Origin of the sequence: Novosphingobium sp. MMS21-SN21R, assembly GCF_031846015.1 — a bacterium.
Taxonomy (GTDB): domain Bacteria; phylum Pseudomonadota; class Alphaproteobacteria; order Sphingomonadales; family Sphingomonadaceae; genus Novosphingobium.
Genome location: NZ_JAVRDU010000001.1, coordinates 2,385,623 through 2,397,223, shown reverse-complemented (window position 1 = coordinate 2,397,223; position 11,601 = coordinate 2,385,623). Strand labels below are relative to the sequence as shown.

Genomic DNA, 11,601 nt, shown 5'->3' with positions numbered 1-11,601 from the left:
TCAGGGCTTCTGCGCGAACCAGATGACGTGCGTAACGCCGCGGTCCTTGCCGATCTCGGGCACGATCACCTCATCGACATCGAAGCCGGTATCGCGCAGGCGCTTGGCGAATGCCTCGTCGGGTTCGGCCGACCACACCGCGAGAATGCCGCCATGGCGCAGCGCGGCCATCGCAGCCTGCAACCCGTTGCGATAATAGAGGTCGTCGTTGTCTAGCCGGGTCAGGCCGTCGGGACCATTATCGACATCGAGCAGGATCGCATCATAGCCTTCGCGCGCCGAATCGATCAGCAAGGCGACATCGTCGTTGACCAGCGTCACGCGCGGATCGTCAAGGCATCCCGCCGTCAGCCCGTGCATCGGACCGTGCGCCCATTCGATGATTTCGGGCACGATCTCAGCCACGGTCACACTGGCATCAGGCGCCAGCACGGCCAGTGCGGCGCGCAGGGTATAGCCCATGCCATATCCGCCGATCAGCCATTCCTGACCGTCATGCTGGCCGAGCCGTGCGTAAGTCATCGTCGCCAGCGCTTCTTCCGAACCGCTGGCACGAGTGCTCATCAGCTCGGTGCGTTCGAGCAGGATCGTGAACTCGTCGCCATACTGCATCAGGCGCATTTCTACGCCATTGGGGACGTTGGCCGTGCCGATCCACGCGTGATCGAGCAGCGCTGGGGTTTCTATGATGAGCCTTACTACTTCTTGCGGGCCTTGCGCGCAGCATAGCGCGCATCGCGGGCCGCCTTGCGCTCGGCTTCGGTCATTTCAGGCTTGATCGCGGCCTGAGCGGCTTCGGCGAGCTCCTGCTTGCGCAGCAGTTCTGCCTCGCGCTTTGCCGCGCGTTCAGCTTCGGCGGCCTTGCGCTTCTCGGCCTGCGCGGCTTCGCGAGCGGCGGCCTTGGCGGCAGCCTCTGCCAGTGCTGCAGGGTCGGGAGCGGGCTTGGCCTTCAGCTTTGCGAGGGCCTTTTCGCGTGCGATTTGTGCCGCGGCGATCCGGTCGTTGAACCCTGGTTCCTTGTATCCTGCCATCTGTTTGTGCTCTAAAACCTGAACTTGAGTAAAATCGGGCACGCCTGCACGTGCCGGGATGCAAGGACTGGGAGAACTGGGCCGAGGTGCAAACGCACCCGAATTCGTCGCCAACGACTATGCACGGGCGCCCCTAGCACGACCTTACCGTGATTGACCAGAGCCTGAGGGCGCGGCCCGCCTGGGTGGCAATCCTGGTGTGCGGCTTAGTGCACCTCGCGAGAGCGCCATGCGCGCCGGGGCAGGGAAGCAGAAGGGTGATATCGGCGTGGCACACTCGGATTGCCATGTGATGTGAGCGATTTCGCAAACGCGCCCGGTCCAGTGCATCTGCCACTACCGTTCTGGCTGGCGGAACAGCGGGCAGCTGCAATGCTAACAGATGCGAAGATCGCGGCGCTCAAGGCACCCGCAACCGGGCAGGATGAATAATCGGCAGGGGCGGGCTTCGGTTCGCCCCATGCCAGATACGAGCAACCCATGAAGGTTAGTTTCAAAGGCGGCAAGGGCATCGAGGCCGCACTGAATTGAATATCTCGACGGCCCGAGTGCGCGGTATGGTTTGTAAACACCGGGTCGTTTGATATGACTCCGGCATGGGGTACTGGCGCGAAATCGCAGAGAGCGCGGGGAGGCAGGCGCTTAAGGACGCGAAGCTTGATAGCGCGGTGTCAGCAGTGATTGCCTTGCTGGTCCAAGCCCTGATCGCCATTGGGATTTTTATCGGCCTCGGCCAGTTCACTGAAGCCACTGCGCTTACGCGCGCATATACCGCGCTGACCCCTTTCCTGACGTTCCCAGTGGCTTTCGTGATTCGCTTTGCTTTCGCGCCTGCCCTGCACTTTCACGCCCTACAAGCGGCGACGGAGGAAAATGCGGAACGGTTACGGGCCCGTATAAACCATCTAGAGAATCCACCGCCCCCTGATGGCAAAAACGAAACTATATATCAGGATGGAAATGCAGTCGGGAACGTCGTGGGGGCGACCACGAGGAAGGGTCCGCTGCTGATTTTTGATGAAATTGAGAACTGCACCGCAGACCTTGGTCGCGCCTTCGTGTTCATGGACGAAATACTCTACTTCCAACGAGAGCGGAATTCCGCACAAATGATTATGGGCGGACCAATCCCGCGCATGAACGTACGAACGGGCGTAGAGGCATTCGCTCTAGGAACCCTGTCGAGCGTGAGCATTCCGGTTTAGTCTTAGTCAGCTTCCAGTTCGCGCAATGCTTCGGGCCGCGATGGCTGATCGGGCTGGGCGTCTATCCATGTGTCGAGCATGCAGTTGTCAGCTATGTGTTACCTGCGGGGCTTCAGGTAACCGCCTTGACGTCTGAAAAACCATGTATATTGGCGCGCCCGGCAGGACTCGAACCTGCTGCCTCAAGATTAGAAGTCTCGCGCTCTATCCAGATGAGCTACGGGCGCGCGCCGAGTGCCCCATAAGCCGCTTTTCGCCATGTGCAAACCGCGTTAGCAAGGGTTCCCATGAGCGATCCCCAACTTTCCCAGATTGATGGCACCAGCAGCGCGCGCCGCCATTTCCGCTATTTCGACTATGTGATGGCATCCTTCGTAGCCATTCTGTTGCTGTCGAACCTGATCGGTGCGGCCAAGCTGGCGCAAGTGGACGGCTTCACTTTCGGCGCAGGTATCCTGTTCTTCCCGGTGTCCTATGTGATCGGTGACGTGCTGACCGAGGTTTACGGTTATGCCAACGCACGGCGCTGCGTGTGGATGGGCTTCTTTGCGCTGATTTTCATGGCTTTCATGAGTTTTGTCGTCGTTGCCATGCCGCCCGCGCCCGGTTGGGACGGGCAGGCGGCTTATGAAAGCGTGTTCGGGTCGACCTGGCGTATCGTGCTGGCCTCGGTCACCGCGTTCTGGGCGGGCGAGTTCGTCAATTCGTTCGTGCTTGCCAAGATGAAGATCCTGACGGGCGGCAAGATGCTGTGGACCCGAACGATCGGCTCTACCGTGTTCGGGCAGGCAATCGACAGCGCGATTTTCTACCCCATTGCCTTCCTGGGCATCTGGACGAAGGAGCAGGTGCTAACCGTGATGGTCACGAACTGGCTGATGAAAGTCCTGTGGGAAGCGGCGCTGACGCCGGTGACTTATGCCGTGGTCAGTTGGCTAAAGAAGCGGGAAGGGGCCGAAGTGTTCGACACCGACACCGACTTCTCGCCCTTCGCAAAAGCACCAGCCGCATAAAGGAAGCCCCGCCTCTCCGGGGGCTGGAGAGACGGGGCAGGGGGGGCTGGACTGGCCTTTGGGGTGCCGGATCAGTCGGCGATCAGGCCGATGAGCAGATATACGACGATGGCCGAGCCGAAACCGAGCACGGTGGCGATGGCGAAAGCCACACGGACCAGAGTTGCGTCGACGCCGAAATAGTTGCCGATCCCGGCGCACACGCCCATCATCTTGCCGCGAACCTTGTCGAGGCGGAAACCGCCTGACTTTTCGACCGGACGCACTGCGGAATCATCGAAGCGAAGTGGGCTCATCAGATCATCTCCATCTGCGAGGCGGGAGTGCCCATCTGGGCGGGAGTGGAGACGGTGCCGGCAATCAGCGCGAGGCTGAGCGTCAGGGCAGTGGCGGCGGCTGTGATGCGCTGTGCAAAAGTGGTCATTGGAACGGTCCTCATGTTCGGGTCGCTGTGTCTGTGTGGAGCCGGATCGGCCCATGTCTCTTGCATTGCATGGCTCGTGCCAAACGTAGAAAATGGCGGAATTGCGCCAATCTCCTAGTCGGGCGGCCAAGTTCCAACCTGAACGAATGCTGACAGTTGGGAGTTTTCGCCACAGATTGGGGGTTGGTTTGTGCGGCGAACCGGAGAGACGATTGCGCCTTGCAAAATTCCGCTGACGCGCTTATCTGCGCCTCATCCCGACATTGTGAAAGCAAGGTCAGGCTGGAACCAGACGGTCCCGGCTCGGCACCGCTTTTGCATCATCGGCTACCGGAGAACACATGGCTGATATCGCGCGAATTACCGAGGTTGTTGAGCCAGAGGTCAAGGCCCTCGGCTTCGATCTCGTGCGCGTGCGCTACTTCAAAGGCAGCGAAATCGGTGATGAGGAGTTTACGCTCCAGATCATGGCGGAGCGTCCCGAGACCGGCCAGTTGGTGATCGAAGATTGTGCCGCGCTATCGCGCCGCGTGTCCGATCGTTTCGATGCGCTTGAGGAAGCGGGCGAAAACCTGATTGTGGACGCCTATCGCCTCGAAGTATCGTCGCCCGGCATTGATCGTCCGCTTACCCGGCCCAAGGATTATGTGGCCTGGGCGGGGCAGGAGGCACGCTTCACGTTGTTCAATCCCGTCGAAGGTAACCGCAAGTCCCTCCAGGGCGATCTGGTTGGGCTGGAAGACGATGTGGTCACGCTTGATGATCGCAAGTCCGGCCGTGTGACCTTTCCGCTGGCCGACGTGCAATATGCCAAGCTTGTCCTGACCGACAGGCTGCTGGCATCGACCCGCCCACTGGACACCAGCGGCGCGGACGAAGAAATTCTCGGTTCGGACAGCGAACCGGGCGAAATCCCCGAAGAACAGGAAGACTGACCCATGGCCAGTGCGATTTCCGCCAATCGTGCAGAACTGCTTGCGATCGCCAACGCGGTCGCCACCGAGAAGATGATCGACAAGTCGATCGTCATCGAGGCGATGGAAGAAGCGATCCAGAAGTCTGCCCGTAACCGTTACGGCGCCGAAAACGACATCCGCGCCAAGCTCGATCCGCGCACCGGCGATCTGCGTCTGTGGCGCGTTGTCGAAGTGGTCGAAGTGGTCGAGGACTACTTCAAGCAGGTCGATATCAAGCAGGGCGAAAAGCTGCAGCCCGGCGCGCAAGTTGGCGATTTTATCGTAGATCCGCTGCCCCCGGTCGATCTCGGCCGTATCGATGCGCAGTCGGCAAAGCAGGTGATCTTCCAGAAGGTCCGTGATGCAGAGCGTGACCGCCAGTTCGACGAGTTCAAGGACCGCGCGGGCGAAGTCATCACCGGCGTGATCAAGTCGGTCGAATTCGGCCACGTGATTGTCAACCTTGGTCGTGCCGAAGGCGTGATCCGCCGCGATCAGCAGATCCCGCGTGAAGTGCCGCGCGTTGGTGAGCGCGTCCGCGCACTGATCCTCAAGGTTGAGCGCCAGAACCGTGGTCCGCAGATCTTCCTCAGCCGCGCGCACCCCGAATTCATGAAGAAGCTGTTCGCGCAGGAAGTGCCCGAAATCTACGATGGCATCATCACCATCATGGCCGCTGCCCGCGATCCGGGCAGCCGCGCCAAGATCGGCGTGATCAGCCGTGACAGCAGCATCGATCCGGTCGGCGCCTGCGTCGGCATGAAGGGCAGCCGCGTTCAGGCGGTCGTGCAGGAACTGCAGGGCGAAAAGATCGACATCATCCCGTGGAGCGAAGACACCGCGACTTTCGTGGTCAACGCGCTCCAGCCCGCCACCGTCAGCCGCGTGGTGATCGACGAGGAAGAGAGCCGCATCGAAGTCGTCGTTCCCGACGACCAGCTTTCGCTCGCCATTGGTCGTCGTGGCCAGAACGTACGCCTCGCCTCGTCATTGACGGGTTCGGCTATCGACATCATGACCGAGGCGGAAGCTTCGGAGAAGCGGCAGAAGGAATTTGCCGAGCGCTCGAAAATGTTCGAGGAAGAGCTCGACGTCGACGAGACCCTGTCGCAGCTGCTCGTGGCCGAAGGCTTCAGCGAACTCGACGAAGTGGCTTATATCGACCTTTCCGAACTGGCTGCCATCGAAGGCTTCGACGAGGAACTCGGTCAGGAACTGCAGAGCCGCGCCGCCGAAGCGATCGAGCGTCGCGAGGAAGCCTTGCGCGAACAGCGCCGCGCTCTGGGCGTCGAGGATGCTCTGGGCGAACTGCCGCATCTGACCGAAGCTATGCTGGTCACGCTGGGCAAGGCTGGCATCAGGACGCTCGACGATCTCGCTGATCTCGCCACCGACGAACTCATCGCCAAGAAGCGCGTCGAGCAGCGTCGCCGCAACGACAAGGCCCCGCGTGAGCGGACCGAGCGTTCGGAGCGCAGCGAAGACAAGGGCGGCGTTCTGGGCGAATATGGCCTGAACGAAGAGCAGGGCAACGAGATCATCATGGCCGCGCGCGCCCATTGGTTCGAAGATGAACCACAAGCTGAGGAGGCCGCCCATGCGGAACCCTCACAATGAGCCGCTAAGCTCCGACATTATCGGCAAGGCCGCGGCGGGTAAGACCCCGCCGGAGCGCAAATGCGTGCTGACCGGGCGTCATGATGCGCGGGGCGATCTCATTCGTCTCGCGCTCTCGCCCGATGGCGACGTGCTGCCCGACGTGCTGGCGCGTGCCCCTGGGCGTGGCGCCTGGATCGGCGTGCACCGCGCAGACCTTGAAAAAGCCGTTGCCAATGGCAAACTTAAGGGTGCGTTGGCGCGTGCCTTCAAGGGTTCGTCACTTTCCATTCCGGCTGACCTTGGCGAACGGACTGAACTCGCGCTGAGGCGCGCGCTGACCGATCGTCTGGGTATTGAACTGCGTGCAGGCAAAGTCCTGCTTGGCACTGAGCGGATTGCGCAGGGCGCGCGTTCGGGGGCGGTCACGTTTCTGGCCCATGCGTCTGATGCAGGAACGGACGGGCCGAACAAGCTGGCGCAGGCATGGCGCGTTGGTGAAGAGGCCGAAGGGTCCGGACTCAAAGGCATTATCTTGCCGCTGGACCGGGCGGCGCTGTCTGTGGCATTGGGCCGCGACAACGTCGTACACTTGGCGCTGACCGACCCGATTGCGACGACACGAGTCGCCGGGCCGCTGCAGCGTCTGATGCACTTTCTCGGGCACGAGACCGATGATGCTGCCGAGCCGGATGACGGCATGGCAGCGAACGACGATATTGATACGAAGGGCGAATGAGTTCGATGAGCGATAGCGACAAGAAGCCTACTTTGGGCCGCAGGCCACTGGGCCTGAAGACCGCGGTAGAGGCAGGCGAGGTCAAGCAGACCTTCAGCCATGGCCGCACCAACAAAGTGGTGGTCGAGGTCAAGCGGCGCAAGCTGATGGGCCGTCCCGGCGAAGCTGCGCCCATCGCATCGGGCGCCGCAGCGCCCGTTGCTGCCCCCGAGCCGACCCCGGTCGCTCCGCCGCCACCCCCTCCGCCGCCCCCGCCGCCACCTTCGGCCAGCCGGGAGACGCGTCAGGAAATGCAGGCTCGCCTGCTGCGCGAAGCTGAGGAAGCCCGCCTCAACTCGCTCGAAGCCGCCAATCGCCGCGAGCAGGAAGAACGCCTGCGCGCAATCGAGGAAGAGCGCCGCCGCGTAGAAGAAAAGGCCCGTGCTGAGCAGGAGCCCGCTGTCCAACCCGAAGCCGCGCCCGCTCCGGTTGCTGCTGCACCTGCACCTGTCGTTGCAGCACCCGAGCCTGAAGTCGCCAAGGCGCCAGAAGCGGCTCCCCCCGCTGTTGCCGCTGCCGAACCTGCCGCAAAGGTCGAGGAAGCGCCGGCTGCGCCGGCCGTGCCTGCTCCACGCCGCTTCACGCCGGTTGCGTCGGCAGCGCCTGCCAAGCGCCCTGAGCCTGCCGCGAAAAAACCCGCAGGCGCACCGCGCGACCGCAAGACTGAGGACCGCCGTGGCGGCAAGCTCACCGTTTCGCGCGCGCTCAACGACGATGAGGGCGCCCGCGCCCGCAGTCTCGCCGCCCTGAAGCGTGCCCGTGAAAAGGAAAAGCGTGCGCACTTTGCAGGACAGTCGCAGCCGCGTGAAAAGCAGGTCCGCGATGTGGTCGTGCCTGATGCGATCACCGTGCAGGAACTGGCCAATCGCATGGCCGAAAAGGCTGCAGACCTGATCAAGGCGCTGTTCAAGATGGGCATGATGGTCACCATCAACCAGACCATCGACCAGGACACCGCCGAACTGCTGGTCACCGAATTCGGTCACAACATCGAGCGCGTCAGCGACAGCGATGCCGATATCGATACCTCGGCGGATGTCGATGCCGACGAATTGTTGCTGCCGCGTCCCCCGGTCGTCGCCATCATGGGCCACGTTGACCACGGCAAGACCTCACTGCTCGATGCCCTGCGCGGCACGGATGTTGTGCGCGGCGAAGCTGGCGGGATCACGCAGCACATCGGTGCCTACCAGATCAAGACCAAGGGCGGTGACAAGATCACCTTCCTCGATACGCCGGGCCACGAAGCCTTTACCGAAATGCGTATGCGCGGTGCGAATGTCACCGACATCGTTATTCTCGTGGTCGCGGGCGACGACGGGTTGATGCCGCAGACGATCGAGGCGATCAACCACACCAAGGCCGCTGGCGTGCCGATGATCGTGGCGATCACCAAATCGGACAAGCCGGAATTCAACCCGCAGAAGATCCGCGAACGCCTGCTTGAACACGAAGTCCTCGTGGAGGCCATGTCGGGCGAAGTGCAGGACGTTGAACTCTCGGCCAAGACTGGCGCGGGCCTTGACGATCTGATCGAGAAGATCCTGCTTCAGGCAGAACTGCTCGAACTGCGCGCCAATCCGGACCGTGCCGCCGATGCAACAGTGATTGAAGCCAAGCTCGACAAGGGCAAGGGGCCGCTGGCCACCGTCCTGATCAATCGCGGCACACTCAAGGTGGGCGACATTCTCGTGGTCGGCACCCAGTCGGGTCGCGTCCGCGCGATGCTCGACGACAAGGGCCGTCAGGTGAAGGAAGCCGGGCCGTCGCTACCGGTCGAAGTGCTCGGCCTAGGCGGTGTGCCAATGGCGGGTGACACGCTGACCGTCGTCGAAAGTGAAGCGCGTGCGCGTGAAGTGGCGGCTTACCGTCAGGAACTCGCCACTGCCAAGCGCACCGTGCAGGCTCCGGTCAATCTCGAAAACATGTTCTCCGCGCTCGCCACGAAGAACGCCGTTATCGAGTATGCGCTGGTCGTGCGCGGTGACGTGCAGGGGTCGGTCGAAGCGATCGTCAACGCGCTCAACAAGATCTCGACCGACGAGATCAAGGTGCGCATTCTTTCTTCCGGCGTGGGTGCAATTACCGAAAGCGACGTCAATCTGGCGCAGGCCAGTGGCGCGCCGATCGTCGGCTTCAACGTTCGTCCCAATGCCAAGGCGCGCGAGCTGATCGAGCGCAACAAGGTGCGGATGAAGTATTTCGACGTGATCTACCAGCTCACCGACGATATCCGTTCGGAAATGGCGGGCGAGCTGGGTCCGGAAGCGATCGAAACGGTCGTCGGTCGTGCCGAGGTCAAGGAAGTGTTCCCCGCGGGCAAGAAGGACAAGGCGGCAGGTCTGCTCGTTGTCGAAGGCGTCATTCGCAAGGGGCTCCATGCCCGTCTCACGCGCAACGATGTCATCGTCAGCCGCACCACCATCTCGTCGCTTCGCCGCTTCAAGGACGATGTCGCCGAAGTGCGCGGTGGTCTGGAATGCGGTGTGCTGTTGACCGATACGAACGACATCAAGGCGGGCGACCAGCTGGAAGTCTTCGAAGTCGAGATGCGCGACCGGACGCTTTGATAGGCAATTATTGGAAAGGCCTACCAGCTGGATAGCAGAGCAAAGTATGGTGTTGGCTGTCTGCTGGTAGGGCTTTTCGCCATTTTGGCGGCAGTCCTGCTGTTCATCTGGTTTGTCGCGAGGAACTAGAGGCGCGCAGTCCCTTTTAGATAAACGTCTTTCCGAGGTCGCTGCTGGCGACAGAAGGGGAGGTGATTTTTCTGAAAATAGAGACAGTAGTGGTTCTGGTTCTCGGCGTCGCGACACTCGTAGTCGGTTTCGTCGGTCTGGTGATCAAGCTCATTGAGCTTGGCCGCAAGTAAGCCAGTGAGGGGGCGCTGTAGCAGCAGCGCTCCCGATACCAAAAGAGCCCGAACGTAGCAGCGTCCGGGCTCCGGGATGGTGAAATGAAAATTTCGACCGTAGTGGTCTGCCGAACATAACACTCCTGCCGGAAAATGCAAGAATGACCCGCTACGTCGCCCTGTTCGGTTCCATCAACGTTGGCGGCAATCGTCTGACGATGGCGGACCTGCGCTATGCGTTCGAGCGGGAAGGGTTGACCGGGCTTGAGACCGTCGTCGCCAGCGGAAACCTGCTGTTCGACTATGACGACCGCCCGCTGGACGGCCTTGAAGACATGTTCGCCCATGTCATGCAGGACCGTTTTGATTTCGATAGTTTCGTCGCTGTCCGCAACCGCGAGGCCATGGCCGAGGCGATCGAGGGCAACCCGTTTACCGGCATTGGCGCGGACAATCAGGTTCACACCATGTTTCTTGGCACGCAGCCCAATCAGGCGGCTTTCGACAAGCTGGCGGCGGATCAGGCGATGCGCGGCATGGAAAAGTTGGCAATCGGCAACCGCAGTATCTATATCGATTTCGCGAACGGCGTGGCCGAAAGCAAGTTGACCGGCGCGTTTATCGAGCGCCGCCTCGGCTGCCGGGGCACCGCGCGCAATGTGCGCTCGATCGCCCGTATTCTTGCAAAGATGAGTTGAATTTGGCCAAGCAGATCACGCCTGAAACCCGCTCTGTCCGCCTGCTGAAAGTGGGCGAACAAGTGCGCCATATCCTGTCCGAGTTGCTGATGCGCCAACAGGTGCATGATGCTGTGCTGAGCGCGCATACCGTTTCGGTCACCGAAGTGCGCATGTCGCCCGACCTGCAGCATGCATCGGTGTTCGTGAAGGCGCTTCTGGGCGAGGACGAGGAACTCGTGCTCAAGGCGATGCGGACGCACACCGCCTATTTTCAGCGCGAAGTGGCCCAGCGCCTGCGGCTGAAGTTCGCGCCCAAGGTCAAGTTCCTGCCTGACGAAAGCTTTGATACGGCAAGCCGGATCGATGCGCTTTTGGCTGATCCCAAGGTCAAGCGCGATCTCGGCCCGGCTGAACCTGAAACCGAAGGCTGACCGGCCCGGCGGCATGGCCAAACTCTATTTCTACTATGCCAGCATCCTTGTGTGTGTGGTCAACAAACTATTTTGATCCTCGTTGAGCAGCGTCTGCTGGCCAAAAACGATTGAGACGCATTGCTTGCGTCACTGCTCCAAAACTCGCGAAGGATAAAAGCATCGCGCCAGATACTGTTTGGCCAGAATCCAGAAACCCAATGAATAAGGTAACGCCGAAACTGTAGAGAGCAGCGACCAACAGGCCTCGGTCGAACCCCTTCATTGACAGTCCATATTTAAATGCCTGTCGGTTCGATCCAAAACCAAGATCGGTAATCGACCTCATGCCGCGACCAAACATCCATCGCACAATGAACATCTGGGCGATTAAAAACATCAGGGCTGCTGCAATATACATCGCCAACCCATGCCTGCTGTCTAACGCGATCGACAAGAGTGCTATAGACACGTTGACCATGCAGATAATTGCGATTTTGCTTCCGAGCCAATCGGCAGTTCTGGCAAATGCGGAAGGGCGGGGCGATGTCACCTCCTTCTTATAGATGCGCAACGCTGGGTGGCAAGTTATCCAGCGTTGATCACCAATGGAAGGCATGATTTCCTTGTAGAACTTACTGAGCGTAGGCAAAG

General features: G+C 60.9%; 14 protein-coding genes and 1 tRNA gene. 9 read left to right on the top strand and 6 right to left on the bottom strand.

Going from position 1 to position 11,601, the window contains the following annotated elements:
* On the bottom strand, window positions 1-621 hold the full coding sequence (locus tag RM192_RS11420) for a spermidine synthase (protein WP_311507676.1): 621 nt from the start codon (window positions 619-621) through the stop codon (window positions 1-3).
* A gap of 77 nt (window positions 622-698) precedes the next feature.
* Complete coding sequence (locus RM192_RS11415) at window positions 699-1,031, bottom strand: DUF6481 family protein (protein WP_311507675.1); 333 nt, start codon at window positions 1,029-1,031, stop codon at window positions 699-701.
* A gap of 294 nt (window positions 1,032-1,325) precedes the next feature.
* On the opposite strand from RM192_RS11415, the gene RM192_RS11410 reads away from it, so the two are divergent.
* Together RM192_RS11410 and RM192_RS11405 are read left to right on the top strand one after the other, a co-directional pair.
* Window positions 1,326-1,463, top strand: coding sequence for a hypothetical protein (locus RM192_RS11410; protein WP_311507674.1), 138 nt, complete (start codon window positions 1,326-1,328; stop codon window positions 1,461-1,463).
* A 164-nt stretch (window positions 1,464-1,627) separates the two neighbouring features.
* Window positions 1,628-2,236: a hypothetical protein gene (locus RM192_RS11405; RefSeq protein ID WP_311507673.1), complete on the top strand. Its 609-nt coding sequence runs from the start codon at window positions 1,628-1,630 to the stop codon at window positions 2,234-2,236.
* 150 nt (window positions 2,237-2,386) lie between these two features.
* Here RM192_RS11405 and RM192_RS11400 read toward each other — a convergent pair.
* Window positions 2,387-2,463, bottom strand: a tRNA-Arg gene (locus RM192_RS11400).
* Window positions 2,464-2,523: 60 nt separating this feature from the next.
* Here RM192_RS11400 and RM192_RS11395 point away from each other — a divergent pair.
* Entirely contained in the window at window positions 2,524-3,249 is a 726-nt protein-coding gene (locus RM192_RS11395) for a queuosine precursor transporter (protein ID WP_311507672.1), read from the top strand.
* A 71-nt stretch (window positions 3,250-3,320) separates the two neighbouring features.
* Here the strand turns inward: RM192_RS11395 and RM192_RS11390 are convergent, their stop codons facing one another.
* On the bottom strand, window positions 3,321-3,545 hold the full coding sequence (locus RM192_RS11390) for a PspC domain-containing protein (protein WP_311507671.1): 225 nt from the start codon (window positions 3,543-3,545) through the stop codon (window positions 3,321-3,323).
* A complete protein-coding gene (locus RM192_RS11385) occupies window positions 3,545-3,673 on the bottom strand; it encodes a hypothetical protein (RefSeq protein WP_311507670.1) in 129 nt (42 codons plus the stop codon). The genes RM192_RS11390 and RM192_RS11385 overlap by 1 nt, the downstream gene beginning before the upstream one ends.
* Before the next feature lie 341 nt (window positions 3,674-4,014).
* Between RM192_RS11385 and rimP the strand changes: the two genes are divergently transcribed.
* The 6 genes from rimP to rbfA all read left to right on the top strand — a co-directional run bounded on the left by rimP (window position 4,015) and on the right by rbfA (window position 10,968).
* Complete coding sequence (gene rimP, locus RM192_RS11380; RefSeq protein WP_311507669.1) at window positions 4,015-4,608, top strand: ribosome maturation protein RimP; 594 nt, start codon at window positions 4,015-4,017, stop codon at window positions 4,606-4,608.
* 3 nt (window positions 4,609-4,611) lie between these two features.
* Window positions 4,612-6,246, top strand: coding sequence for a transcription termination factor NusA (gene nusA / locus RM192_RS11375; RefSeq protein WP_311507668.1), 1,635 nt, complete (start codon window positions 4,612-4,614; stop codon window positions 6,244-6,246).
* Entirely contained in the window at window positions 6,227-6,964 is a 738-nt protein-coding gene (locus RM192_RS11370) for a DUF448 domain-containing protein (protein ID WP_311507667.1), read from the top strand. The genes nusA and RM192_RS11370 overlap by 20 nt, the downstream gene beginning before the upstream one ends.
* Window positions 6,965-6,969: 5 nt before the next feature.
* Window positions 6,970-9,573 carry a translation initiation factor IF-2 gene (gene infB, locus RM192_RS11365; RefSeq protein WP_311507666.1) on the top strand — a complete coding sequence of 868 codons (2,604 nt, stop codon included), beginning with the start codon at window positions 6,970-6,972 and terminating at the stop codon, window positions 9,571-9,573.
* Window positions 9,574-10,018: 445 nt separating this feature from the next.
* Window positions 10,019-10,555, top strand: a complete 537-nt coding sequence (locus RM192_RS11360) for a DUF1697 domain-containing protein (RefSeq protein WP_311507665.1) — start codon at window positions 10,019-10,021, stop codon at window positions 10,553-10,555.
* 2 nt (window positions 10,556-10,557) lie between these two features.
* Window positions 10,558-10,968 carry a 30S ribosome-binding factor RbfA gene (gene rbfA, locus RM192_RS11355; RefSeq protein WP_311507664.1) on the top strand — a complete coding sequence of 137 codons (411 nt, stop codon included), beginning with the start codon at window positions 10,558-10,560 and terminating at the stop codon, window positions 10,966-10,968.
* 67 nt (window positions 10,969-11,035) lie between these two features.
* Here the strand turns inward: rbfA and RM192_RS11350 are convergent, their stop codons facing one another.
* Entirely contained in the window at window positions 11,036-11,599 is a 564-nt protein-coding gene (locus RM192_RS11350; RefSeq protein ID WP_311507663.1) for a hypothetical protein, read from the bottom strand.
* Window positions 11,600-11,601 lie beyond the last annotated feature (2 nt).